Genomic DNA, 25,980 nt, shown 5'->3' with positions numbered 1-25,980 from the left:
GGGAGAGGGGGAATAGCAAACCTCACCTTTGGCTTAAATTCACCAGACCGCACCGAGCGGTCCCCTCTCCCCCATGGGGAGAGGGTTAGGGTGAGGGGGCTGCTCAGGCTTACAGCGCGACCAGCTTATCCAGCGAAGGCGCAAAGTAATACCCGCCGGTTACCGGCTTAGTAAAGCGCAGCATCGCGTCACGCTTACCGTCGGTATCACCAAACATGCTCAGCAACTGCTGTTCAATATTGTGCAAACGCGCACAGTAAGCGCAGAAGTACAGGCCGTGCGTACCGCTGGCCGTGCCGTACGGCAGGCTCTGGCGCACAATCTTCAGTCCTTTACCGTCTTCTTTCAGGTCTACGCGAGTCAGGTGCGAGGTTTCCGGACGATCGTCGCCGTCGATCTCTTCGTTGGCTTCTTTGGTACGGCCAATCATCATTTCCTGATCCGGCACGCTCATGCGGTTAAGCTGCTTGAGGTTGTGCTCCCAGCGCTGTACGAACACGTAGCTGCCGCCCGCGTCGACGCCTTCTTTGATCACCGCCACTTCACGACGGGTTTCTTCTCCAGCCGGGTTTTCAGTGCCGTCAACAAAGCCGCTCAGGTCACGTTCTTCAACCCAACGGAAGCCGTGTACTTCTTCCTGCACGTCCAGCGCGTCGCCAAAAGCGGCCAGCGCGGCCTGGGCCACGGAGAAGTTCACGTCATGACGCAGAGAGAGGATGTGGATCAATACGTCAAACTGCGTGGAGGGCGCCAGCCCCTTGCCATACTGAGGAAAATCTTTCAGTTCCTCAGCGCCCACGCCGCCACTCAGCTCGCGCCAGGTGTCGTGGCCAAACGCAACTACCGCGCCTAAATGCGCTTCCGGGAATTTATCCTGGAACGCCGCCAGCTTTTCGGCAAAAATTTTGCTGCCGGCACGCAGGGCGTTAACGTCCCCTTTCACATTGGCTTCAATCCAAATCGCCGCGCGGCAATGTTCCGGCAAAATGCCGCTCTGAACCTGAGACATCGCTCCTCCTGAAAATAAAATGCCACGACGTCGTGGCATAGAAAAACCTCACATATTGTACCCGCTTTTCACCGCAGCGGGTCAATTCAACATCAAATTTAGCGTCGCCAGATGATTTTCGATAGCGTCCAGTTTTTCAGCGCGTCGTCAGGTGGCATGAGGCCCTGCGGCCCCTGCCAGGTGCCGGAGAACTGGTAGCTAATGTGCTGGCTGTCTTTCGCTTTACATTCCACGACGTTACTTTCGTCTCCGCTTGCGGCCTGGCAGTGACCATACGCTTTGTCGTAGAGCGTATTGAAGGCCGTGCCGACCTTCGCCCCGTCGGCGGCGACAATGCCGTCATCCAGCACATCAACACGACTGACGGTACCGCTGTCACCGTTGATGACCATTGCCACCTTGTCGCCACGCAGCGCTTCAAAATAGCGGACGATGTTGCCGTCATGCGCCTTCATGCCGCTACGTAGGCGGTAATCGCTGCCGAGTGCGTCGCTAATCGCCTGCTCGCTCAGCGCCGTGGTGCCGGTAATGCCGCCAACGCCCTGCTCGGTCACGCCAGCAGAAGATCCAAACCAGTTCCACGGATAGGCCGCCGACCAGTTAACCGAAGACAACGTTGAACAGCCGGTCAGCGCCAGCGGCAGTGCACACAAGAGTAAACGCAGCGATTTCATTCCTACTTCCTATAAATTCATGTCAGGCCTATTGGAGTCCCGTAAACACAAAAAGTGCCGTTCAATCTGCAACATCGCGAAAACAGGCGCGTAAACGGCGATTGCTCAGCAGCCACCACAGGGCATAAATATCAAGAACAAGCAGGCTTAACCCCACGCCGGATAAGGCCTCGCCGTTCAGCCATAGCCACGGTTGCCACAGCAACAGAATAAGCTGAGCCACCATCAGTGCCGGGTGAAGAAGACGCCACACGCGCGGGTAGACATGCCGCCGTCCGCTAAGCAAAAACGCCAGCACCGCCGGTACGCCGGGCAGCAGGCCAATCCAGAAGAGACTGTGGTCGGGGTAGAACAAATTCAGTAAGGCGTCGCCCTGATCGCGCGACGCGCCCGCCATCAGGAACAGCCCCCACGTCCGCGCCTGCAATAGTAGCAGGCACCAGAACAGAAACGGCAAACGCAGGCGACCCTGCGCATCGTAATCAGCGGGCGAAAAATCAGTACTCTTCATCTTCGATCAGACGCTTTCCTAAGCTTTGGGCATCCGCATGTTCATAGCCCAGGCGCTCGTACATGCCCAGCACCACGTCGTTTTCTTCGCGCACCATAATCTGGATTTTCGGGCAGCCGCGAGCAATGAGTTTTTTCTCAAGACGGTTGAGCAACGCGTTGGCAATGCCGCGCCCGCGATACTCCGGGTGCACGCCGAGATAGTAGGCCGATCCGCGATGGCCGTCATAGCCGCCCATGATGGTGCCAACCACTTCGCCGTTCACTTCCGCCACCAGAAACAGGCTGACGTCATGATTGACCTTCCGTTCAATGTCCATCTCAGGATCGTTCCATGGTCGCAGCAGATCGCATCGCTCCCACAGGGTGATGACCTCTTCAAAGTCCGACTGGCGAAAAACGCGTATCTCCATGGTATTGCCCACCTTTTCAGGTTTAAAAACAGTGATTATGGCGTGAACGGCCAATTTAGCCAATATCTGACGCGGCACAGTGAAAAAAATGGCATAATAAGGTACAGACACGTATTGAAATGAAAAGTAAAACAATTCTCATCGCGAACAGTCGTAACCAAAATCGCGATACGATATAACATACAGATTCTTGTTTTTACAACTCAGGCCGGAATGAGCACGTTTAAACCTTTAAAAATACTGACTTCGCGCCGTCAGGTGCTAAAAGCCGGATTGGCTGCGCTCACGCTGTCGGGAATCGCGTCTCAGGCAGCCGCGAAAGACACAACATTAAAAACCAGCAATGGTCACAGCAAACCGGCGAAAAAGTCTTCGAATCGCCGACTGGTGATGTTGGACCCAGGCCACGGCGGTATTGATACCGGCGCAATTGGCCACAACGGTTCCAAAGAAAAGCACGTCGTACTGGCGATTGCTAAAAACGTACGCGCCATTTTGCAGAAAAACGGTATCGACGCCAAACTGACCCGTTCAGGCGACACCTTTATACCGCTGTACGATCGGGTTGAGATTGCCCACAAGCACGGCGCGGACCTGTTTATGTCGATCCACGCCGATGGTTTTACCAATCCGTCCGCTGCGGGCGCGTCGGTGTTTGCCCTCTCCAACCGCGGGGCCAGTAGCGCCATGGCAAAATATCTGTCAGACCGTGAAAACGCCGCCGATGAACTGGCGGGTAAAAAGGCCAAGGATAAGGACCATCTGCTCCAGCAGGTGCTGTTCGATCTGGTGCAAACCGATACCATCAAAAACAGCCTCACGCTCGGCTCGCACGTGCTGAAGAAAATCAAGCCCGTGCATAAGCTGCACAGCCGCAGCACTGAACAAGCCGCGTTCGTGGTGCTGAAGTCGCCGTCGATCCCGTCGGTGCTGGTGGAAACCTCGTTTATTACCAACCCGGCGGAAGAAAAACTGCTGGGTACGGCCGCGTTCCGCCAGAAAATTGCCGATGCGATTGCGTCTGGCATCATTAGTTATTTCCACTGGTTTGATAACCAGAAAGCCCACGCGAAGCGCCGCTGATGAAGATTAACGTAGAGCAGGTCAAAGCCTTTCTGCTGGGGCTACAGGACGATATTTGTCGGCAGCTTGAGCAGCTCGATGGCCGCCCATTCATCGAAGATAGCTGGCAACGTGAAGCCGGTGGCGGCGGGCGCAGCCGGGTGCTGCGCGACGGCGCGCTGTTTGAGCAAGCGGGCGTGAATTTCTCCCACGTACACGGCGACGCCATGCCGGCTTCCGCCACGGCGCACCGCCCAGAGCTGGCAGGGCGCAGCTTCGAAGCAATGGGCGTCTCGTTGGTTATCCATCCGCGTAATCCGTATGTACCAACCAGCCACGCCAACGTGCGCTTTTTTATTGCTGAAAAGCCCGGCGCAGAGCCGGTATGGTGGTTCGGCGGCGGTTTCGATTTAACCCCCTACTACGGCTTTAACGAAGATGCCGTGCACTGGCACACCGTCGCACGCGATCTGTGTCAGCCGTTTGGCGACGACGTCTACCCGCGCTACAAAAAGTGGTGCGACGACTACTTCTATCTTAAGCACCGTAACGAGCAGCGCGGCATTGGCGGCCTGTTCTTTGACGACCTGAATACCCCAGACTTTGCGCACTGCTTCGCCTTTATGCAGGCGGTGGGGAAAGGCTTTACCGACGCCTATCTGCCGATCGTCGAGCGTCGTAAAGATATCGCCTACGGCGAACGCGAGCGCGATTTCCAGCTCTACCGTCGGGGGCGCTACGTGGAGTTTAATCTGGTGTGGGACAGGGGCACGCTGTTTGGCCTGCAAACCGGCGGGCGCACAGAGTCGATTCTGATGTCAATGCCGCCGCTGGTACGCTGGGAGTATAACTACCAGCCGGATGAAAACAGCCCGGAAGCGGCGCTGAGCGAATTTATCAAAGTGAAAGACTGGCTCCTGTAGCCCGGCCAAGCGAAGCGCCGCCGGGGCAGCTCGGAGCCATCCCGGGGTCGGCGTAAACGCCTCGCCCGGGCTACATTGTTACAGCGGCTGGGTCTGGGCTTCAACCACCGCCAGCGCCACCATGTTGACGATGCGGCGAACGGAGGCGATCGGCGTCAGGATATGTACCGGTTTCGATACCCCCATCAGCACCGGCCCAACGGTCACCCCTTCGGAACTGGAAACGCGCAGCAGGTTATAGCTGATACGCGCGGCTTCCATATTCGGCATCACCAGAATATTCGCTGAACCTTTCAGCGGGCTATCCGGCATGCGGTCGTTACGGATGCTTTCAACCAATGCGGCGTCGCCGTGCATTTCGCCATCAATCATCAGCTCCGGCGCGCGCGCCTTCACCAGCTCCAGCGCATCGCGCATTTTGCTGGCCGACGGGCAGTCGGAAGAACCAAAGTTAGAGTGCGACAGCAGCGCCACGCGCGGCTCGATGCCAAAACGACGCACGCTTTCCGCCGCCATCAGGGTGATTTCAGCAATCTGCTCCGGCGTCGGATCGTTGTTGACGTAGGTATCGGCAATAAAGGTGTTACCGCTCGGCAGCAGCAGCGCGTTCATCGCGCCTGCGGTATGCACGCCGTCACGGTAGCCGAATAACGGGTTGATCACGCTGAAATGCTCATGGTAATCACCGATCGTACCGCAAATCATACCGTCCGCTTCGCCGCGCTGCACCATGATTGAACCAATCGCGGTGGTATTACTGCGCATCTCGCGCTGCGCCTGCTCCTGCGTGATACCGCGACGCTTCATCAGGCTGTAGTATTCCTGCCAGTACTCTTTAAAGCGCGGGTCTGATTCGTTGTTGACGATTTCGAAGTCGACGCCCGGCTTAATCTGCAAGCCCAACTTCTGCAGGCGCATCTCGATAACGCTCGGGCGGCCAATCAGAATCGGTTTCGCCAGCCCCAGCGTAATCAGCTCCTGAGTGGCATGCAGTACGCGGTTCTCCTCGCCCTCCGCCAGCACGATGCGTTTCGGCTCTTTACGTGCCTGAGAGAAGATCGGCTTCATAAACAGGTTGGTCTTGTAGACAAACTCGCTCAGTTTTTCGATATAGGCATCAAAATCGCTAATCGGGCGCTTCGCCACGCCGGAGTCCATCGCCGCCTTCGCCACGGCAGGGGCGATCTTGACGATCAGGCGTGGATCGAACGGTTTCGGAATAATGTAGTCCGGGCCGAAGCTCAGATCCTGGTCGCCGTAGGCGGAGGCCACCACTTCGCTCTGCTCGGCGTGGGCCAGTTCGGCGATCGCGTGCACCGCAGCCAGCTTCATCTCTTCGTTAATTGCCGTCGCGCCAACGTCCAGCGCGCCGCGGAAGATGAACGGGAAGCACAGCACGTTGTTCACCTAGTTCGGGTAGTCGGAGCGGCCGGTGCAGATAATGGCGTCCGGGCGCACTTCTTTCGCCAGCGGCGGCAGAATTTCCGGCTCCGGGTTGGCCAGCGCGAGGATCATCGGCGCGCGGGCCATCTTCTGTACCATCTCCTGGGTCAGCACTTTCGGGCCGGAGCAGCCGAGGAAGATGTCGGCGTCGGCGATCACGTCATCCAGCGTACGTTTACCGTCATCCTTCACCGCGTAGGCGGCTTTGGTTTCCGCCATATTCGGCTCGCGGCCTTCATAGATCACGCCCTTCGAGTCGCAGACCACAATATTGTGTTTCTGCATCCCCAGCGCCACCAGCAGGTTCATACAGGCAATCGCTGCCGCGCCCGCGCCGGAGACCACCATACGAACGTCAGAGATGTTTTTCTCCACCACGCGCAGGCCGTTGAGGATGGCCGCGGTACTGATAATCGCGGTGCCATGCTGATCGTCGTGGAACACAGGAATGTTCATACGCTCGCGCAGCTGCTGTTCAATGTAGAAACATTCCGGCGCTTTGATGTCTTCGAGGTTGATGCCGCCAAAGGTCGGCTCCAGCGCCGCCACGACGTCGATAAATTTGTCCGGGTTGGTTTCATCCACTTCGATATCGAAAACGTCGATACCTGCGAATTTCTTGAACAAAACGCCCTTACCTTCCATCACCGGTTTACCGGCCAATGCGCCGATATTGCCTAAACCCAGTACGGCGGTACCGTTGGACACCACCGCTACCAGGTTACCGCGCGCGGTATATTTGTAGGCCGCCAGCGGATCTTTTTCGATCTCCAGACACGGCGCGGCAACGCCCGGCGAGTAGGCCAGCGCGAGATCGCGTTGGGTGGCGAGCGGCTTGGTCGGCGCTACCTGAATTTTGCCTGGAACGGGGAATTCATGGAAATCGAGGGCACTTTGTCTTAATTGGTCGTCCATTTAGGGTTCCTTTCACGTATCAAACTAAAAGGGTGAAGCGCAATTACGTCCTGATGCACTCCCGAAGGAAGCGCCTAGTATCGCCTGTGACCGCCCGGTAAACTTTGAAGGCCGCCATACTCTTGCGAACACGCCTTGCTTTGTTATTTATTTATGTCGATTATGTTATCAACTATCGATAGTAAGATCATGATTTCCGGATATGCTTTTTTGTTATGCCAGCCATAACCAAACGGCTATGGCGTTCCGCTATCTGCGCGAGGCAGCGACAAGCCTACCATCCTGAGGAAATAGTTCTCGTTAAGCCATCATCTAAAATCGTTATATCAATCATGGTGTTGATACATTTTCATCAACATTGAAAGGAGGTTGAGGGGCGACTGCCCCTGGAATGGAGATGGGAAAGTGAAAACGTTAACCGGAAACCCACTGCGTTGCCCAGGCGTCCGCCCCCTGCCAGTTGTCACACTGCGGTTGAGTGGCGTAACGCGCCAGGCGAAAGCGCTGTCCATCGAAACGCCAGCGCGTCTGTGTGCCGCAGTCACCGAGGGCGCGTCCTTTCTCAAGCGTAATCAGCTCACGCGTATGTTCGTTAAACGTCAAATTCACCAGTTCAATATCACGCCCCTCCCTGCCGGAAGGCAGGAACGGCAAACGCAGGCGAATCAGCGTGGTGGCAAACGGCTTTTTGCGCGACGCCAGCCATGCGCGGTAGATAGTGTTATAGGCCCCGGATTCACAGCTGGTCATGATCAGCGCCTTATCGTCGGTTAGCGCGGTCACCCACACTTCACGCCGCAGTGGATCCAGCGAGCACTGCACGTTGTTCATCCGCCAGGTGGCGAAATCGAGCAGGTCGTTGTATTCATCGCGACCGAGCGGCGTCGGCGCAGGGCTAACTTTTGCGACGGTCTTCAGCGGCGGAGCGGGCGGCACGCTCAGCGGCGGCTCATCGCCTTTACGGATCCACGCGGTTTCATTGCCCACGCGCTTTTGTTGAGCATCGATAAACAGCAGCGCGGCCTTCAGCCCCTGTAAGGACATCACCTGCACGCCCTTCGCCAGCGTAATCGCCTGGGCATCCTGAATTTGTTGCAGGAAGGCGTCTATCGTGACGCTATCGCCGGTCGACAGTAATTTCGGCTGTATTTTCCAGTGTTCGCCGCCGAGCTTTAGCGGTTTACCATCAAGCAGCAACCGAGGCTCGATGGCCGGAACCGCCGCCACCGGGTTAACCAGCCCGCCCAATTCAATACGCAGTTGGGCATCGGTATGCGCCCCGGCGCTGCGGCTGAGGGTCATGACCAGACCGTAGTGCAGGCCAACGTTACGGGTCACGCAGAAATTCTGGTTATTACAGGTCACTAACCAGTCGGAAAAGAGCTGCTGCGTCGGCGCCGCCCACGTCAACGACGTCGGGAGCCACCCGATGCAGAAGAAAAAAAGGAGAATGCGGTAACGCATGGACGGTACAACCCCAGAAGAAAAAAGCATCAACTTACCGGGGCTATCCTGGAGGACGAAGCGGCAGCGCTCAATCGGATTTATCGGATTGAGCTGGCCAGAAAATTACGCCATCAGGCCTGAACCTTGCAGATACTGGAGCAAAATCACCGTCTTACCATCGCAAATTTCACCAGTGCGAATCATCTCAATTGCGCGGGTAAACGGCAGCTCAAGCACATCAATATCCTCGTCATCCACACCGCCCCCCGCGTTATCGCGCAGACGATCGTCGTATTCAGCGATAAAGAAGTGAACGATTTCAGTCACGCCGCCCGGCGACATATACAGCTGAAACACTTTACGCACATTGTTGACCTGATAGCCGGTCTCTTCGATAGCCTCTTTGCGAATGCACGCTTCCGGCTCGTCGTCGTCGAGCAACCCGGCGCAGGTTTCAATGAGCATGCCGTTGGCATTACCGTTGACCCAAGTGGCGACACGGAACTGGCGCACCAGCACCACGCTCTGCTTCTGGCGGTTGTAGAGCAGCACCGTCGCGCCGTTGCCACGGTCGTAAACTTCGCGTTTGTGTTGCACCACTTCGCCATTTTTCTGGGTTAAATCGTAGGTAATATTGCGCAGGACGAAGTAATTTTCGGACAGGATTTTATCTTTAATAACGTTGATATTAAGTGACATACAGGCTCCACGGCGATAACGCTTTCGCGCCATATTACGCCGTGAAGCCCGGGTACCGTCAATGCGCGCGGGTGATTTTGACGCCTAACCAGTCGAGGATCCCCTGTGCTGCATGGCGTCCTTCAGCCATCGCGGTGACCACCAGATCGGCACCACGCACCGCATCGCCACCGGCAAAAATTTTGGGATTCGAGGTCTGATAGCGGTAGCGCGAATGCACGTTGGCGCGAATGCGCCCCCAGTCGTCAACCTCCACGCCCTGTGCGCTCAGCCATGGCATCCCATGCGGATGGAAACCAAAGGCCATAATGACCGCATCGGCGGGCATCACAAATTCGCTGCCGGGAATCGGCGTCGGACGGCGGCGGCCCTGACCATCCGGCTCACCGAGTTGGGTACGCAGGAAACGAACGCCGCACACGCGGCCTTCAGCATCCAGCTCCAGGGTGACGGGCTGAACGTTAAATTCAAACTCCGCCCCCTCTTCCTTCGCGTTTTTGACCTCTTTCTTCGACCCTGGCATGTTAGCTTCATCGCGACGATAGGCGCAGGTGACCTTTTCCGCACCGTGGCGCAGTGCGGTACGCACGCAGTCCATCGCCGTATCGCCACCGCCAAGCACCACCACGTTAAGCCCTTTGGTATTGATATACGGCTCCTCAGGCAACGCCTCGAGACCCATCACATTTTTCGTGTTTGCGATCAGGAACGGCAGCGCGTCATACACCCCCGGCGCCTCTTCATTCGGCAGGTTCGCCTTCATGGAACGGTAGGTGCCCACCCCGACAAACACGGCGTCGTACTCTTCCAGCAACGTGTCCAGGGAGATGTCTTTGCCAATTTCACAGTTCAGCTCAAAGCGAATGCCCATATCGCTAAAGATTTCGCGACGCCGTGCCATCAGCGATTTATCCAGCTTGAACGCCGGAATGCCGAAGGTCAGCAGCCCGCCAATTTCCGGATGACGGTCAAACACGACCGGCTCCACGCCCTGACGAACCAGAATGTCGGCGCATGCCAGCCCGGCGGGCCCGGCGCCGATAATCGCCACCCGCTTACCGCTGCTGGCGACATTGCCGATATTCGGACGCCAGCCTTTGGCTAGCGCACGGTCGGAGATATAGCGTTCAATATTGCCGATGGTTACCGCACCGTGCTCATCACGCAGGGTGCAGGCCCCTTCACACAGGCGATCCTGCGGGCAGACGCGTCCCGTGATTTCCGGCAGCGGGTTGGTCTGATGCGACAGCTCTACCGCCGCGTCAATATCCCCGGCGTTGACCCACTCGATCCACTGTGGAATATGGTTATGCAGCGGGCAGGTCCACTCACAAACGCTATGCTCGCCGCAGCTCAGGCAGCGTGTGGCAGCCTGCTGCGCCTGCTCGTGACGTAGCGGCAGATAAATTTCGCCGAAGCCGGTTTTACGGGCGGCAAGATTGAGTTTATCCGCTTCACCGCGAGCGGGTGTCTGCGCCATCTGCTGCACCTTGCTACGCTGAACCTTCGCTGCCGCCGCACGACTCTCGCTGTGCCACGGCTGCGCTTCGCGACAGGCCGTTTGCAGGCGTCGGATGCGCGCAATATCGCTCAGTTGCTGGCTGGTCATCAACTGCAGAGCGTCCGCCGGGCAGTTTTCCACACAGGCCGGACCTGCCGGGCGCTCATGGCAGAGATCGCATTTATGGGCCGTGGCTTTTACTCGCCCGTCCTGAGTCGGCGAGAGAACAATTTGCAGGGTGCCAAACGGGCAGGCAACCGCACAGGATTTACAGCCGATACACTTCGCCTGGTCGACCTGGATAGCATCATCAACCTGCCGAATCGCGCCGTTCGGGCAGCTGCGCGCGCAAGGCGCATCTTCGCAATGGTGACAGGTAGCCGCCCCACGTTGATGGTTCATTTTTACGACCGTGATGCGCGGCATAAACTGCGACGCGTCGAGCACATGTTGCTCTCCGTTATGCGACATCACACAGGCAACTTCACACGCCCTGCATCCAATGCATTGTTGGCTATCTACCCTAATAAAACGGTTCATACTCGCTCAGCCTATGGTTAAAAAACCTTATATTTATAAGCCCTATTTATTAGCCGAGGAATCCCCGTACAGGCAATGTCCATTTGCCCAGAATCGGCGACTATTTGTCAGTAAGCTGTGGCAGATCAAAAAATTTCAGCTTAAATGAAATTACGTTTCAGGGGGCAGAAATAGGCTAGCGTAAGGATATGCAAACCGTTTCGCCAAAGCGGTATGATTATTTACATTATCTTCTTATTTTCTCCACGATTGCCGGGAGCCTTACGGCTACAGTGTTTGACGCAATTCAGTACGTAAAAAAAATGACCAACACGAGGTTCGGATCCTGATGGCGAATTTCTTCATCGATCGCCCCATTTTTGCCTGGGTGCTAGCAATCCTTTTGTGCCTTACCGGGGCCCTGGCGATATTTTCATTACCGGTAGAGCAGTACCCGGACCTTGCGCCGCCGAACGTCCGCGTGACCGCCAACTATCCAGGCGCGTCCGCGCAAACGCTGGAAAACACCGTCACCCAGGTTATCGAACAGAACATGACCGGCATCGATAACCTGATGTATATGTCCTCTCAAAGCAGCGCCACCGGCCAGGCGACAGTCACGCTGAGCTTCGTCGCCGGTACCGACCCGGACGAAGCGGTACAGCAGGTACAAAACCAGCTGCAAACGGCAATGAACAAACTGCCACAGGCGGTTCAGACGCAAGGCGTCACGGTACGTAAAACAGGCGATACCAACATTCTGACCATCGCCTTCGTCTCCACCGACGGCAGTATGGATAAGCAAGATATTTCCGACTATGTCGCCAGTAACATTCAGGACCCGCTCAGCCGCGTTGACGGCGTCGGCGACATTGACGCCTACGGTTCGCAGTATTCCATGCGCATCTGGCTCGATCCGGCCAAGCTCAACAGCTATCAGTTGACCGCCTCCGACGTCACCAGCGCCATTAAATCGCAGAACGCGCAGATTGCCGTCGGGCAGCTTGGCGGAACGCCTTCCGTTGATAAGCAGGCGCTGAACGCTACCATTAATGCGCAATCGCTCCTGCAAACGCCACAGCAGTTCCGCGATATCACCCTGCGCGTTAACCAGGACGGCTCAGAAGTGACGCTCGGCGACGTTGCCACCGTCGAAATGGGCGCGGAAAAATACGACTATCTCAGCCGCTATAATCGCAACCCGGCGTCCGGCCTTGGCATCAAACTCGCCTCAGGGGCCAACGAAATGGCAACCGCCGAGCGCGTTATTCAGCGCCTGGACGAGCTAAAAGCCTATTTCCCGCATGGCCTGGAGTATAAAGTCGCCTACGAAACCACCTCCTTCGTCAAAGCGTCGATCAAAGACGTGGTGAAAACGCTGCTGGAAGCCATCCTGCTGGTGTTCCTGGTGATGTACCTGTTCTTGCAAAACTTCCGCGCCACGCTGATTCCCACCATCGCCGTACCGGTGGTGCTGATGGGCACCTTCGCCATTCTCTACGCCTGCGGATACAGTATTAACACCCTGACGATGTTCGCCATGGTGCTCGCCATCGGGCTTCTGGTGGATGACGCCATCGTGGTCGTCGAGAACGTCGAGCGTATTATGAGCACCGAGGGGCTGACGCCAAGGCAGGCAACGCGCAAATCGATGGGCCAGATTCAGGGGGCGCTGGTCGGTATCGCGATGGTGCTGTCGGCGGTGTTTATCCCGATGGCTTTCTTTGGCGGCACCACCGGGGCTATCTATCGTCAGTTCTCGATTACCATTGTTTCGGCGATGGTGCTGTCGGTACTGGTGGCGATGATTCTGACGCCCGCGCTGTGCGCCACCATTCTCAAACCCATTCATAAAGGCGAAGTGCACGGCACCAAAGGCTTCTTTGGCTGGTTCAACCGTCACTTCGATGCCAGCGCGCGCCGCTATGAGTCCGGCGTGGCGAAAATCCTCCATCGCAGCGTACGCTGGATGCTGATTTATGTGGTACTGCTGGGCGGCATGGTATTTCTGTTCCTGCGCCTGCCCTCCTCGTTCCTGCCGCTGGAAGATCGCGGCATGTTCACGACTTCGGTCCAGTTGCCGAGTGGCTCCACTCAGCAGCAAACGCTGAAAGTGGTGGAACAGGTTGAAGACTATTTCTTCAAAAACGAGAAGGACAATATCACCTCCATTTTTGCCACCATCGGTTCCGGCCCGGGTGGTAATGGGCAGAACGTCGCGCGCATGTTTGTGCGCCTGAAAGACTGGGACGAGCGCGATAGCACCACTGGCACCTCGTTTGCCATTATCGAGCGCGCCACCAAGGCGCTGAACAAAATCAAAGAAGCGCGGGTTTACGCCAGCAGCCCGCCGGCTATCAGCGGTCTGGGCAGCTCTGCCGGCTTCGATATGGAGCTTCAGGATCACGGCGGCGCCGGGCACGATGCGCTGATGGCCGCGCGCGATAAGCTGCTGGAGCTGGCAGGCCAGGATCCGCAGCTGACCCGCGTGCGCCACAACGGCCTTGATGACAGCCCGCAGCTGCAAATCGATATCGACCAGCGTAAAGCGCAGGCGTTAGGGGTCTCAATCGACGATATTAACGACACGCTGCAAACCGCGTGGGGCTCGAGCTATGTGAACGACTTTATGGACCGTGGCCGCGTGAAGAAAGTGTACGTACAGGCCGCCGCGAAGTACCGCATGCTGCCGGACGACATTAATCTGTGGTACGTGCGTAACAACGCGGGTCAGATGGTGCCGTTCTCGGCCTTCGCCACCTCGCGCTGGGAAACCGGCTCGCCGCGCCTGGAGCGCTATAACGGCTATTCGGCCGTCGAAATTATCGGTGAAGCCGCGCCGGGCGTCAGCACCGGTACCGCAATGGACGTGATGCAGAATCTGGTCAAACAGCTGCCGACCGGTTTTGGTCTGGAATGGACAGCAATGTCCTACCAGGAACGGCTCTCCGGCGCCCAGGCTCCAGCGCTATACGCCATTTCTCTGCTGGTGGTGTTCCTGTGCCTGGCGGCGCTGTATGAAAGCTGGTCTGTGCCATTCTCGGTGATGCTGGTGGTACCGCTGGGGGTAATTGGCGCGCTGCTGGCCACCTGGATGCGCGGGCTGGAAAACGACGTTTACTTCCAGGTGGGGCTGCTGACGGTTATCGGGCTCTCGGCGAAGAACGCCATTCTGATCGTTGAATTTGCCAATGAAATGAATGAGAAAGGTGAAGACCTGATGTCGGCGACCCTCGAAGCCTGCCGTCAGCGCCTGCGTCCCATCCTGATGACCTCACTGGCGTTTATCTTCGGGGTTCTGCCTATGGCATTAACCACCGGCGCGGGTTCCGGCGGCCAGCATGCGGTGGGTACCGGCGTGGTGGGCGGGATGATCTCGGCGACGGTGCTGGCTATCTTCTTCGTCCCGCTGTTCTTTGTGCTGGTACGTCGTCGATTCCCGTTAAAAGAGAAGCCTGAATAAAAACAGAAAAGGCGACAGTCACTGTCGCCTTTTTATCTTTATGTTGAGCATTGACTCTGTACTGCAAACAACACCATCATGGTAATTGAAAGAACACAGCGCTTAATCACTCACCTATCTGAAAATTATTTACGAAGCATCACTTCGATAAAATCTTTCCAGTTCCCCAGTTCACGTTCGATCATAACTACCTCTCTTATTATTATGCGTATATTACGTACAAATGTATGACCTGTGAATACGGTTAATCCGATTACTTTGATTGCCGCTGCCAACGATTGTTTACTGCTTGAGGCCACTATGGGCTGGAATGTTGACATTTAATGTGACGAACAGCAACATTCTGAAATAGTTATCGGAATGTGAATCATATGATAAGAATTTACCCTACAACAAAGTGAACAAACTGCGACTTTCGTCGTAGACAGCATGATAAACTGTACGAATTTCAGCCTGTTTATCAGGATAAAATTAAAACAGGCAGCCACGGTAATTCCGTGTATATTCGAGGCCCTAAAAAACCTGCTGATATAAAGGTGGAACATGACCATCCTCTATGGAATAAAAAATTGCGACACAATTAAAAAAGCCCGCCGTTGGCTCGACGAGCATCAGGTTGAATATCGCTTTCATGATTATCGCGTTGACGGCCTGCCGCCCGAATTACTGGCATCCTTTATTGCCGAGCTGGGCTGGGAAGCCTTATTGAATACCCGCGGTACCACCTGGCGTAAGCTGGACGAAAGCGTGCGCGTAAGCATCAACAATGCCGACGCCGCCGCTGCGCTGATGCTGGAAATGCCGACTATCATTAAACGCCCATTGCTCTGTGCGCCAGCACAGCCTATGCTGCTGGGTTTTAGTGATGCCAGTTACGGCCAGTGGCTCGCCCAGATGCGCTAATGCCGCCGCCCCGTTTTGACTTTTTGCAGATAACGAAAAATAACGAGGTTTAGTTTATGTCTTGCCCAGTCATTGAGCTGGCTCAGCAGCTTATTCGCCGCCCGTCTCTCAGCCCCGATGACGCGGGCTGTCAGGCATTAATGATTGAACGTCTGCGCGCTATCGGTTTTACCGTTGAGCCCATGGATTTTGGTGATACCCAGAATTTCTGGGCCTGGCGCGGTAAAGGGGAAACCCTGGCATTTGCTGGCCACACCGATGTGGTGCCCGCGGGTGATGCCGATCGCTGGATTAACCCGCCATTTGAACCGACCATTCGTGATGGCATGCTGTTTGGCCGCGGCGCGGCGGACATGAAAGGCTCGCTGGCGGCGATGGTCGTCGCTGCCGAACGTTTTGTCGCCCAGCACCCGAACCATAAAGGACGCCTGGCGTTCCTGATCACCTCCGATGAGGAGGCCAGCGCCACCCACGGTACCGTGAAGGTGGTGGAAGCGCTGATGGCGCGCAACGAACGCCTGGACTACTGCCTGGTGGGCGAACCGTCGAGCACCGAAGTGGTCGGTGACGTGGTGAAAAATGGCCGTCGTGGTTCCATGACCTGCAACCTGACGATTCACGGCGTGCAGGGCCATGTGGCTTACCCACATCTTGCCGATAATCCGGTTCACCGCGCCGCGCCGTGGATGAACGAACTGGTGTCTATCGAGTGGGACCAGGGCAACGAATTCTTCCCGCCAACCAGCATGCAAATTGCCAACATCCAGGCGGGTACCGGCAGCAACAACGTCATCCCGGGCGATCTGTTCGTGCAGTTCAACTTCCGCTTTAGCACCGAATTGACCGACGCGATGATCAAAGAGCGCGTGATCGCCCTGCTGGAAAAATACCAACTGCGCTACTCGGTAGACTGGTGGATCTCCGGGCAACCGTTCCTGACCGCACGCGGCAAGCTGGTCGACGCGGTGGTTAACGCGATTGCGCACTATAATGAAATAGAACCGCAGTTACTGACCACCGGCGGGACGTCAGATGGTCGCTTTATCGCCCAGATGGGCGCGCAGGTTGTTGAGCTGGGTCCGGTGAACGCGACCATTCACAAGATAAACGAATGCGTAAATGCCGCAGACCTGCAGATGCTGGCGCGGATGTATCAGCGTATCATGGAACAACTTGTCGCCTGACGGCATAACAAAAGAGGTAATGCGCATGGATTGGCTGACAAAATACTGGTGGATTCTGGTGCTGGTTTTCCTGGTGGGGGTGATCATCAACGTGATTAAGGATCTTAGTCGCGTCGATCATAAAAAATTCCTTGCCGATAAACCCGAGCTTCCGCCGCATCGTGACTGCAACGATAAGTGGGACGATGACGACGACTGGCCGAAGAAAGACCAGCCGAAGAAATAAGCACATGTAGGCCTGATAAGCGCAGCGCCATCAGGCATAGCCGCCATGAATTGCCGGATGGTGGCTTTGCCTTACCCGGCCTACAGATTCCCAGCGAACCGTTAATCTTTAAATCATCTCAATAATATCGTCATCTTTCGGCGTTCCGCCGCTCAATGCTTCATCGAAATAGTGCTTCGGCACGGTATAGCGCAGACGATCGAGCGCGAACTGCATGCTGCGATCGTCAATCGCGTGCCCCAGATCGTCGACAATATCCAGCGTCACATCGCCGCCCGCGGCCAGGAGCGCTTCCTGACCTCTCACCGCCCAGGCCAAATCGATAACCCGGTCTTCTCCACCGTGGATCAGATGGATCGTGGTGCTGGTCGTCGCCTGCTGCGGCAGCGTGGCGTAGCGGCCGTTAAAAGCGATCACGCGGGAAGCCAGACCCGGCTCGGCTTTGATGCTTTCCAGCGACATAATCGCCCCCTGTGAAAAACCGATCAGCGCGGTGGCCTGCGGGCCCACGCCGCTCTGTTTTTGCCAGTAGCGTACCGTTTCAATAAAGGTCGGCATAATGGCATCGACACGTGCCTGGCGGTTCTCTTCGGTCACGCTTTGCACCGAAAACCACTGACGACCCGGCGCCGGGCCGCACGGTTCAGCGCCGCCAATGCTGACAATCAGGGCATCCGGAAACAGCGGCGCAAACCAGCTGCCAATCTGCCCCATTGAGACCGGATTATCGCCCACGCCATGAAACAACAGCAGCAGCTGTTGAGCGGGCTTCGCGGGGCTTTGAACAACAAAATGATCGTGCGTCATGGCTGTCTCCTTGGTTTTGACGGTCAGTTTACGCCGCGCCAGAATAATGACCATGCCATTTAACTGAATGAGTCAGTTAAAAAAATTGCAGTTGTGGGAGCTGTTCCGCCAGCCGGTTTGTACGTTCAGCGTCAACGCTGCGCATCGCCTGCGCCGCTTCTGCACGAAGCCGGGCCAGCAGCGCTTTACGCCCCTGCACGCCCAGACGAGCACACAGTTCAGACTCAGCTTCACCGCACAAACGCCCGCGCAGCGCGGGTATCGTCAGTTCAGTCAACTCGCTCAGCCGGTGCAGGTTCGCCAGCACCGCCAGCATCGGGCGATGGGCAAAGGCAAAACCGGCCAAATCCCACCAGTCATCCTCAGTAAGGATAGTCTCTGTCACTTCCGCCAGAGGCACTTTTTCATCTACCCACCGGCGCAGCCAGCGCCATTCGCGGCACAATCGATGATGCTCATGTAACATCAACGCCTCCCCTGCCGCCGTCAGCGGGCGAATAGCCATCGCCGCGTAGCAGCCGCTGCTGGCCTCCCGCTGGGTGCCAATACGCACCAGCGTAAAGCCACAGCGCTGCCAGAAGCGCCATAGCGCATCGGTATAGCCAAAGCTTACTGAGAGATAATCACACCCTTCAGCGTCCTGCCACGCCCGTTCGACCAGCCGTTGGCCAAGACCTTCGCGCTGACGCTGCGGATGTACCGCAATGCGGCTGATGCGCCGTCCGATAAGCGTCGCCGCCAGCGGGCTGCCGCCATGAGCCGCCAGCGATTGCGCCACCAGGTTGCCGCGCGGGCGGCGAAATCCGGCCCACACTGCCCGGCTCAGTTCCGCCGGAAGCCCACCTTCGTCGACCAGCCACAGCGCGCCTGCCGGGCCGTCACGACTTTGAGCGCTCAGAAAATGCTGTCCCGGCGCGTCCATCATGCGGCGCAGATCCAGCGGCGAGGTGCGATAATGCGCGCCGGAAAGCAGTTGATAGAGCGCGCGGGGCAGCGCTGGAGACGTTTGCCAGGCTGACTGCGCCACGGGCATCAACGTAACCGCGCCCTGCGGCGTAGTGGTAAAGGCATCATCATCAAAAATCAGCGCCTCGTTCACCACGGCTTCCAGCGGGCATCCGGCCGCCCAGCGAATGGGCTGGCTCAGGGTAAACGCCTGCCGCTGCGGGAACGCGGCGCAAAATTTCAGCAGGAAGCCACGCCCGGTGCCTTCATACCCCTGCACGGTGGTGGTCAACAGCACCCGCGAAAAACGGGTCATCAGCTTTTGCAGCAGCGGGGCGGGAATGGCTGCGGCCTCATCAACCACCAGCCAATCGGCGGTTTCATCAGAGGCCAGCAGCGCGTCCGGCGCGATAAAGCGAAAGCGCTCGCCGGCAAAGGCGGCAATCACCTCCGCCGAGGCGCGGGAAGGCGCAGTGACCAGCGCCGTGCCGGAAAGCTGTCGAATGTGCATGCCGGCCAGCGCCGACTTGCCGCGCCCACGTTCCGCCGTCACCACACAAACCTGCGCGGTGGCGTTGGCCAGCGCTGACAGGATCGCTTGCTGCTCAACGTCGGGTTGGCCGTTAGCCTGCTGCCACGGTGGTCGTGGAGGGTCATTGAACGGCGTCAACGGCTCCCCTTGACGCCAGATTCTTACCTGCGCCCTGGCGGCCAGGGTACGGCAAAAATGGTGAACAAAATGGGGAGTGGCAATTGGCTCTGGCGTATCGCTCCAGCGCAGCGAGTCCGTATCGGGCTGCATAGGCCAACGTGAGAAGTCTGGCACCAGCAGCACCAGCCAGCTACCGGCACGCAAGGTTCCGGCTAACGCGGCAAACGCCGACACGTCAAAACCGGCGCGAGCGTCAAAGATAGCGTGCTGGAACTCGCGCCCGAGCAGCGTGACAAGTTTGCCAGGCTGGCAAAAAGGAGAGTCGACGGTCTGCGGGCCCACCCACAGCACGTCGTGTCCGATAGCGTTGCGAAACGCTATTGCCTGCTCTGCGCACCAGTCAGGGTCGCCGCTAACCACCAGCAAGCGGCGAATCCCCTCCTGCGCCATCCGCGCGGCCTGCGCGAGCAGCTCATCCATGACCTTCGACATCCCGCTAAAGCGATTTACTGAAGGTGTTGCACTGGGACGGGTCGCCGCTATCGAAGCCGCGTTTCAGCCAGGTGTAGCGCTGCTGTGATGTACCGTGAGTAAAGCTATCGGGTACCACGCGGCCCTGGCTCTGCTGCTGTAAGCGGTCATCGCCAATCGCTTCGGCAGCGTTCAGCGCTTCTTCAAGATCGCCAGCCTCCAGAATCCCCTGTTTCTGCATGTTATGACCCCAGACGCCCGCAAAACAGTCGGCCTGAAGCTCCATGCGGACCGACAGGCGGTTGACTTCAGCCTGCGATGCGCCCTGCTGCATCTGACGGACTTTCGGCTCGATGCCGAGCAGTTTCTGGATGTGGTGCCCCACTTCATGCGCAATCACGTAGCCCTGCGCGAAATCGCCGCCTGCGCCGAGTTTGCTTTTCATATCGTCATAGAAAGAGAGGTCGATATAAACCGTGCTATCGGCCGGGCAGTAGAATGGCCCCATCACCGACTGGCCGGTACCGCACCCGGTGCGGGTCGCGCCACGGTACATCACCAGACGCGGCGGCTGATAGGTTTTCCCCATCTCTTTAAACTGCTGCGCCCAGGTGTCTTCGGTCGTGGCAAGGATAACCGAGGTAAACTTTGCCGCTTCATCATCATTCGGGTTGCTGACGCGCTGCGAGCTTTGTTGCTGGCTCTGACCAATGGGCTCGCCGGTCATCAGGCCGGTTAAGTCGACGCCGTAATAGCCCGCAACCAGCACGACAATCAGCAGAATGATACCGCCCTTACCGCTGGGAATACGGAAACCAGGCCCGCGCCCGGATAGTGGGGATTCAGAACTGTTCCGCCGATCTTCTACATTGTCGCTTTCACGACGGCCTTGCCAACGCATAACTACCTCGATCTTCTTTTATTGTTACTGATACGATCGTAGGCGGTTACGGGCAGGATTACCACTGGAAATACATCAGGAAAAGAGATGAGCGGGCCAACGCTGCGCCATCAGGCAAGCAACAAACGCATTGCCGGATGGCGGCGTCAACGCCTTTTCCGGCCTACGCGCAGGCGAGGCCGGGGAGGTCATGACTTAGTCCAGCTTAACGCCTAAGCGATGCGCCACTTCTTCGTAGGCTTCGATCAGGCCGCCAAGGCTCTGGCGGAAACGGTCTTTGTCCATTTTATCCATGGTCTTTTTGTCCCACAGACGGCTGCCGTCCGGGGAGAATTCATCGCCCAGCACCACTTCACCTTTGAACAGACCGAACTCCAGCTTGAAGTCCACGAGGATCAGGCCCGCGTCGTCGAACAGCTTTTTCAGCACGTCGTTCGCTTTGAAGGTCAGTTCCTGCATGCGCGCCAGGTTCTCTTTGCTCACCCAGCCGAAGGTTTCGCAGTAGGATTCGTTAACCATCGGGTCATGCATGGCATCGTTTTTCAGGAACAGGTCGAACAGCGGTGGGTTCAGCTCAATACCTTCTTCGATCCCTAAACGTTTCACCAGCGAACCGGCGGCGCGGTTACGGACAACGCACTCCACCGGCACCATATCCAGCTTTTTCACCAGACATTCGGTATCGGACAACAGCGCTTCCATTTGGGTCGGGATACCCGCTTCCGCCAGTTTGCTCATAATGAAATGGTTGAATTTGTTATTCACCATACCTTTACGATCGAACTGCTCAATGCGAGCGCCATCCCCTGCTGACGTATCGTTACGGAATTCGAGTACCAACAGATCCGGATTTTCGGTGCTGTATACGGTTTTCGCTTTACCACGATACAACTCAGCTAGCTTTTGCATCTTTGTCACTCCAGTGATGATTAACCATAAAAATTTGTGCTTTTCTGCCGACGCACACGTTTGCGTCACTATACAGAAAAAAGGGCCGGATTGCTCCAGCCCTGATAAATTACTTACTCAATGCCGCCTGGAATACTGCTACCAGGGCGTCATTTTGCGACTGCGTCAACGTATGACCTTTCGGATCGATGAACTGCAGGCTACTACGGTTGTCCAGGTCACCGACCTGAAGCTTGTAGTCACCGGAGACCAGACCCGGATCGCTCGCGCCCAACGCCTGCCAACTGCTGTCAGACAGCGGCTTGTAGGTCACGGCGATGCTGCCCTGAGAACGGGTGCTGTCGGTCACTTTCATGCCCGCTTTTTCCAGCGCGCCCGGCAGACGCTGCCAGACCTGGTTGAACGGCGCACGCACCACCAGCATTGGCAGGCCGGTATCATCAGAAGCGCTCTGTACATCAAAGGTTGCGCCCGCGGAACCGCGAGAGGCCTGTGCGTCCGACGCATTCTTATCCAGACCTGCGGAAATCACGTTCAGCATTTCAGCGCTATAGCGCTGTAGGGAAGCGCGATCGGCGACCGGTTTACCCGCCTGTTCCAGGTTAACCAGCTTCACCATCACCGCCTGCTGGTAGCCCTGAGGCTGCACGGAGATTTGATAGCGACCACGATACTGCTGATCTTCATCAAGGCGATTCCACTCGACCCAGTCCGTTGTCAGCGTCTGGCTAGCATCATCACGTTTGGTGATGGTGTAGTTTTTCCCCTGAATAATGCTGACCACCTGCGGCCACAGAGAGCCGCTACGGCTATTTTCCACCAGCAACGTGGCGGTGTCGCCCGTAAACTGGGTTCGCGCACCGGCCACCAGCGCCAACGGCTGAGCCGGCGGACGAATGTCCAGCGCTTTACCGACGGCACCGCTGCCGTTGGCGACAGGAATGTTGTAGTCGCCATTTTCGATCGGCAGGATCATGCCCGCAGGGGCGTGAAGTTCACTTAACGGCGTAGCGTCCAGATAGGACTCATCGCCGCTCACCTGGCGCTTATAGCGCGAGTCGGAACTACAGGCCGCAAGCAGTAAAACCAGCGATACACCCGCAACCTTGGCCAGGCGCGACTTCTGTACTGAGTAAGCCATCAAATCTCCCTAAACTTTACAGCAAACCGGCATGCTTCAGTGCGGATGCCACCACGTCACGACCGTGGTCGGTAATCGGTGTCATCGGCAAGCGCATGGTGTCGGTCGCCACAAGCCCCAATTCCTTACACGCCCATTTCACCGGGATAGGATTGGGTTCGACAAATAATTTATTGTGCAGCGGCATCAAACGCTGGTTGATGATGCGCGCCTGCGCGAACTCTCCAGCTGCGGACAGTTTGCACATTTCCGCCATATCACGCGCCGCAACGTTCGCCGTTACCGAAATAACGCCGTGACCGCCGAGCTGCATGAAGTCCAGACCGGTTGCATCATCACCGCTGAGCAGGATGAAATCGTCTGAAACCAGCTCTTTGATCTGATGAACACGGCTTAAGTTCCCCGTGGCTTCCTTAATCGCGATAATATTTTTAATTTTCGCCAGGCGACCTACGGTTTCCGGCAGCATATCGCAGCCGGTACGGGACGGCACATTATACAGGATTTGCGGCAGGTCAGTATGCTCGGCAATCGCTTTAAAGTGCTGGAATAAACCTTCCTGAGTCGGACGGTTGTAGTATGGGGTAACGGTCAGGCAGCCGACTACGCCGCTGTCGTTGAAACGCTGAGTCAGGCTAATCGCCTCTGCGGTTGCATTTGCTCCCGTTCCTGCGATCACCGGGATACGGCCATCGGCCAGCTCCAGCGTGGTTAAGACCACATCGCCATGCTCTTCGTGGCTAAGCGTCGCTGACTCGCCGGTAGTCCCTACCGACACAATCGCCGAGGTTCCGTTGGCGACATGGTAATCAATCAGTTTTTTCAGGCTTGAACGGTCGACATTACCTTTTTCATCCATCGGCGTGACAAGCGCTACAATACTTCCCGTGAACATGGGCCATCCTCTGTGCTGACGTGCGGACATGAAACTCAATGGTACGTTTGGTACTGTAATAAAAGCAAGAGACTGAGGCCCTTCAGAATGTTGTATGCCGGTTTTTTTTATGCTTTCCTAGGGTATACCGCACCTTTTTAAAGGAAGAACAGGTTTGACAGCCTCATTACAACACTATCTGGTCATTACAGCCCTGGGCGCGGATCGCCCTGGCATCGTCAATACGATCACCCGTCACGTGAGCAGCTGCGGCTGTAATATCGAAGACAGTCGGTTGGCCATGCTGGGAGATGAATTCACTTTTATTATGCTGCTGTCCGGAACATGGAATGCGATTACGCTGATTGAGTCCACCCTACCGCTGAAAGGTGCAGAGCTGGACCTGCTAATCGTCATGAAACGCACCACCGCCAGCCCACGCCCGGCAATGCCGGCTACCGTATGGGTTCAGGTGGAAGTTCCTGATTCACCGCATATTATCGAGCGTTTTACTGCCCTGTTCGACAGCTGGGAGATGAATATTGCCGAGCTGGTGTCACGCACCCAACCGGGCTCCGATGAAGGTGCGGCGCAGTTGTTTATTCAAATTACCGCCCACAGCCCGGCTACGCAAAATGCATCAAATATTGAGCAAGCATTCAAAGCCCTATGTACAGAATTGAATGCGCAAGGCAGTATAAACGTGATTAATTATTCACAGCATGATGAACAGGATGGAGCTGAGTAATGAACCCACTGAAAGCCGGTGATATCGCACCGAAATTTAGTTTGCCCGATCAAGACGGCGAGCAAGTAAATTTGACCGACTTCCAGGGACAACGTGTTCTGGTCTATTTTTACCCGAAAGCGATGACCCCTGGCTGCACCGTGCAGGCATGCGGCCTTCGCGATAATATGGACGAGCTGAAAAAAGCCGGCGTTGAGGTTCTGGGTATCAGCACCGATAAACCGGAAAAACTCTCCCGCTTCTCTGAAAAAGAGCTGCTGAACTTCACCCTGCTCTCCGATGAAGATCACCAGGTCTGCGAACAGTTTGGCATCTGGGGTGAGAAAACCTTCATGGGGAAAACCTACGACGGGATTCACCGCATCAGCTTCCTGATTGACGCTGACGGCAAAATTGAACACGTCTTTGATGATTTCAAGACCAGTAACCACCATGACGTGGTGCTGGGCTGGCTGCAAGCCAACGCCTAAGACAAATCAGCAACCCGGCCAAGCGCAGCGAGGCCGGGAAGCATTGGCGTTTTCTCAGGCTTGGCGCACGGCCACACGTTAGTCTGACGAATCCTCTTCTACCACCAGCCCATCCGGCCAGGCGTGTACGACCGCTTTAATCAACGTTGCCAGCGGAATGGCGAAGAACACGCCCCAGAACCCCCACAGGCCGCCGAAAATCACCACCGAGAGAATGATCACCAGCGGATGCAGGTTTACAGCCTCGGAGAACAGCACCGGCACCAGCAGATTGCCATCCAGCCCCTGAATAATCAGGTAGACCGCAAACAGGCTCCAGAACTCGGTCCCCAGGCCAAACTGGAACAGCGCCACGCAGACCACCGGGATGGTCACTACGAAGGCACCAATGTAGGGAATCAGTACCGACAGCCCCACCAGCACCGCCAGCAGCAGCGAATAGTTGAGGCCAAACATCAGGAAGCCGAGCCAGGTGGCGATCCCCACCACGATCATCTCCAGCACCTTGCCGCGAATGTAGTTGGTGATCTGCTGGTTCATCTCTTTCCACACCTGCCCCGCTAGCCCGCGGTTACGCGGCAGCACGCGGCGTACGGCGTTGAGCATCTGCTCTTTATCCTTCACCAGGAAGAAGACCATCAGCGGTACCAGCACCAGATAGACCGCCAGAGTTAGCAGTCCTACCAGCGATGCCACCGAGTACTTCACTACCGAGTCGCCCATCGTCAACATGCGGGTACGCATGTTTTCCGCCATGGCGTCGATAATCCCCGCATCCATCAGCGCCGGATAGCGTCGCGGCAGCGTGGCGGCATAGTCGGAGAGTTTATTGAGCATGCCCGGCATATCGTGAATCAGGTTAATTCCCTGCTGCCAGGCAATTGGCATCACCACAAACGACATCAGCAGCAGTATGCCAACAAACAGCACCAGCACCACGCTGGTAGCCCAGGTACGCGACCACCCCATACGCTCCAGGCGGACGGTGGGCCATTCCAGCAGGTAGGCCAGCACCAGCGCGACCAGCAACGGCGCCAGCAGGCCGCTGAAGAAAAACAGGATGCAAAAACCGGCCACCAGAATGACCAGCAGCGCGATGGCCTCCGGGTCGCTGAATCGGCGGCGATACCATTGCATTAACATCTCGAGCATAAATCGATTCCCTGAATTGC

General features: G+C 56.7%; 23 protein-coding genes and 1 pseudogene. 8 read left to right on the top strand and 16 right to left on the bottom strand.

Features of this window, described 5'->3' with window-relative positions:
* Nucleotides 1-109: 109 nt before the first annotated feature.
* From M989_RS06935 to M989_RS06920, 4 genes are all read right to left on the bottom strand, one after another.
* The gene (locus M989_RS06935; protein WP_064543662.1) at nt 110-1,009 is read right to left on the bottom strand and encodes a Dyp-type peroxidase; all 900 of its coding nucleotides are present in this window, start codon (nt 1,007-1,009) and stop codon (nt 110-112) included.
* A gap of 98 nt (nt 1,010-1,107) precedes the next feature.
* Nucleotides 1,108-1,683 carry an RpoE-regulated lipoprotein gene (locus tag M989_RS06930; RefSeq protein ID WP_064543660.1) on the bottom strand — a complete coding sequence of 192 codons (576 nt, stop codon included), beginning with the start codon at nt 1,681-1,683 and terminating at the stop codon, nt 1,108-1,110.
* A gap of 61 nt (nt 1,684-1,744) precedes the next feature.
* Complete coding sequence (locus tag M989_RS06925) at nt 1,745-2,194, bottom strand: DUF2919 domain-containing protein (RefSeq protein WP_064543658.1); 450 nt, start codon at nt 2,192-2,194, stop codon at nt 1,745-1,747.
* A complete protein-coding gene (locus tag M989_RS06920) occupies nt 2,181-2,606 on the bottom strand; it encodes a GNAT family acetyltransferase (RefSeq protein WP_035891508.1) in 426 nt (141 codons plus the stop codon). Before M989_RS06920 ends, M989_RS06925 begins: the two co-directional genes overlap by 14 nt.
* 213 nt (nt 2,607-2,819) lie before the next feature.
* Here M989_RS06920 and amiA point away from each other — a divergent pair, with 213 nt between their 5' ends.
* Both amiA and hemF read left to right on the top strand, forming a co-directional pair.
* The gene (gene amiA, locus M989_RS06915) at nt 2,820-3,689 is read left to right on the top strand and encodes an N-acetylmuramoyl-L-alanine amidase AmiA (protein WP_064543656.1); all 870 of its coding nucleotides are present in this window, start codon (nt 2,820-2,822) and stop codon (nt 3,687-3,689) included.
* Nucleotides 3,689-4,591: an oxygen-dependent coproporphyrinogen oxidase gene (hemF, locus tag M989_RS06910; protein ID WP_064543655.1), complete on the top strand. Its 903-nt coding sequence runs from the start codon at nt 3,689-3,691 to the stop codon at nt 4,589-4,591. The genes amiA and hemF overlap by 1 nt, the downstream gene beginning before the upstream one ends.
* Before the next feature lie 78 nt (nt 4,592-4,669).
* On the opposite strand, the pseudogene maeB reads toward hemF, so the two are convergent.
* From maeB to aegA, 4 genes and pseudogenes are all read right to left on the bottom strand, one after another.
* Nucleotides 4,670-6,949, bottom strand: a pseudogene (gene maeB / locus M989_RS06905) (NADP-dependent oxaloacetate-decarboxylating malate dehydrogenase).
* A 414-nt stretch (nt 6,950-7,363) separates the two neighbouring features.
* Nucleotides 7,364-8,413, bottom strand: coding sequence for a DUF1176 domain-containing protein (locus M989_RS06900; RefSeq protein WP_064543653.1), 1,050 nt, complete (start codon nt 8,411-8,413; stop codon nt 7,364-7,366).
* 105 nt (nt 8,414-8,518) lie between these two features.
* Nucleotides 8,519-9,094, bottom strand: a complete 576-nt coding sequence (nudK, locus tag M989_RS06895) for a GDP-mannose pyrophosphatase NudK (RefSeq protein WP_064543651.1) — start codon at nt 9,092-9,094, stop codon at nt 8,519-8,521.
* Nucleotides 9,095-9,152: 58 nt separating this feature from the next.
* Complete coding sequence (aegA, locus tag M989_RS06890) at nt 9,153-11,135, bottom strand: formate-dependent uric acid utilization protein AegA (protein ID WP_064543650.1); 1,983 nt, start codon at nt 11,133-11,135, stop codon at nt 9,153-9,155.
* A gap of 328 nt (nt 11,136-11,463) precedes the next feature.
* Here aegA and acrD point away from each other — a divergent pair, with 328 nt between their 5' ends.
* Nucleotides 11,464-14,577 (top strand): multidrug efflux RND transporter permease AcrD, encoded by a 3,114-nt coding sequence (gene acrD / locus M989_RS06885; protein WP_064543648.1) that lies wholly within the window; start codon nt 11,464-11,466, stop codon nt 14,575-14,577.
* 125 nt (nt 14,578-14,702) lie between these two features.
* On the opposite strand, the gene ypfM is transcribed toward acrD, so the two are convergent.
* Nucleotides 14,703-14,762 (bottom strand): protein YpfM, encoded by a 60-nt coding sequence (gene ypfM / locus M989_RS25475; protein WP_001386977.1) that lies wholly within the window; start codon nt 14,760-14,762, stop codon nt 14,703-14,705.
* A 358-nt stretch (nt 14,763-15,120) separates the two neighbouring features.
* Between ypfM and M989_RS06880 the strand changes: the two genes are divergently transcribed.
* The 3 genes from M989_RS06880 to M989_RS06870 are packed head-to-tail and all read left to right on the top strand — an operon-like array spanning nt 15,121 to nt 16,890.
* Nucleotides 15,121-15,480 carry an ArsC family reductase gene (locus M989_RS06880; protein WP_064543646.1) on the top strand — a complete coding sequence of 120 codons (360 nt, stop codon included), beginning with the start codon at nt 15,121-15,123 and terminating at the stop codon, nt 15,478-15,480.
* Nucleotides 15,481-15,536: 56 nt separating this feature from the next.
* Complete coding sequence (gene dapE, locus M989_RS06875; RefSeq protein WP_064543643.1) at nt 15,537-16,664, top strand: succinyl-diaminopimelate desuccinylase; 1,128 nt, start codon at nt 15,537-15,539, stop codon at nt 16,662-16,664.
* Between the two features lie 25 nt (nt 16,665-16,689).
* Nucleotides 16,690-16,890, top strand: coding sequence for a YpfN family protein (locus tag M989_RS06870; protein WP_064543676.1), 201 nt, complete (start codon nt 16,690-16,692; stop codon nt 16,888-16,890).
* A 108-nt stretch (nt 16,891-16,998) separates the two neighbouring features.
* Here M989_RS06870 and ypfH read toward each other — a convergent pair whose 3' ends face one another.
* The 6 genes from ypfH to dapA all read right to left on the bottom strand — a co-directional run bounded on the left by ypfH (nt 16,999) and on the right by dapA (nt 23,611).
* A complete protein-coding gene (gene ypfH / locus M989_RS06865; protein WP_064543674.1) occupies nt 16,999-17,697 on the bottom strand; it encodes an esterase in 699 nt (232 codons plus the stop codon).
* Between the two features lie 76 nt (nt 17,698-17,773).
* A complete protein-coding gene (locus M989_RS06860; RefSeq protein ID WP_064543641.1) occupies nt 17,774-19,774 on the bottom strand; it encodes a tRNA(Met) cytidine acetyltransferase TmcA in 2,001 nt (666 codons plus the stop codon).
* A 16-nt stretch (nt 19,775-19,790) separates the two neighbouring features.
* Nucleotides 19,791-20,666, bottom strand: a complete 876-nt coding sequence (ypfJ, locus tag M989_RS06855) for a KPN_02809 family neutral zinc metallopeptidase (RefSeq protein WP_064543639.1) — start codon at nt 20,664-20,666, stop codon at nt 19,791-19,793.
* 195 nt (nt 20,667-20,861) lie between these two features.
* Entirely contained in the window at nt 20,862-21,575 is a 714-nt protein-coding gene (gene purC, locus M989_RS06850; protein ID WP_035891480.1) for a phosphoribosylaminoimidazolesuccinocarboxamide synthase, read from the bottom strand.
* Nucleotides 21,576-21,684: 109 nt separating this feature from the next.
* Complete coding sequence (gene bamC, locus M989_RS06845; RefSeq protein WP_064543637.1) at nt 21,685-22,716, bottom strand: outer membrane protein assembly factor BamC; 1,032 nt, start codon at nt 22,714-22,716, stop codon at nt 21,685-21,687.
* Between the two features lie 16 nt (nt 22,717-22,732).
* Nucleotides 22,733-23,611 (bottom strand): 4-hydroxy-tetrahydrodipicolinate synthase, encoded by an 879-nt coding sequence (dapA, locus tag M989_RS06840; protein WP_064543635.1) that lies wholly within the window; start codon nt 23,609-23,611, stop codon nt 22,733-22,735.
* 154 nt (nt 23,612-23,765) lie between these two features.
* Between dapA and M989_RS06835 the strand changes: the two genes are divergently transcribed.
* Entirely contained in the window at nt 23,766-24,338 is a 573-nt protein-coding gene (locus M989_RS06835; RefSeq protein ID WP_064543633.1) for a glycine cleavage system transcriptional repressor, read from the top strand.
* A complete protein-coding gene (bcp, locus tag M989_RS06830) occupies nt 24,338-24,808 on the top strand; it encodes a thioredoxin-dependent thiol peroxidase (protein WP_064543632.1) in 471 nt (156 codons plus the stop codon). Before M989_RS06835 ends, bcp begins: the two co-directional genes overlap by 1 nt.
* Nucleotides 24,809-24,886: 78 nt before the next feature.
* Here bcp and M989_RS06825 read toward each other — a convergent pair whose 3' ends face one another.
* On the bottom strand, nt 24,887-25,960 hold the full coding sequence (locus tag M989_RS06825) for an AI-2E family transporter (RefSeq protein ID WP_064543630.1): 1,074 nt from the start codon (nt 25,958-25,960) through the stop codon (nt 24,887-24,889).
* Between the last annotated feature and the right edge of the window lie 20 nt (nt 25,961-25,980).

It is taken from the genome of Kluyvera georgiana ATCC 51603, assembly GCF_001654985.1.
Lineage (GTDB): Bacteria > Pseudomonadota > Gammaproteobacteria > Enterobacterales > Enterobacteriaceae > Kluyvera > Kluyvera georgiana.
Note: the sequence above shows the minus strand (reverse complement) of the source record. Positions and strands in the feature narration are given on the sequence as shown.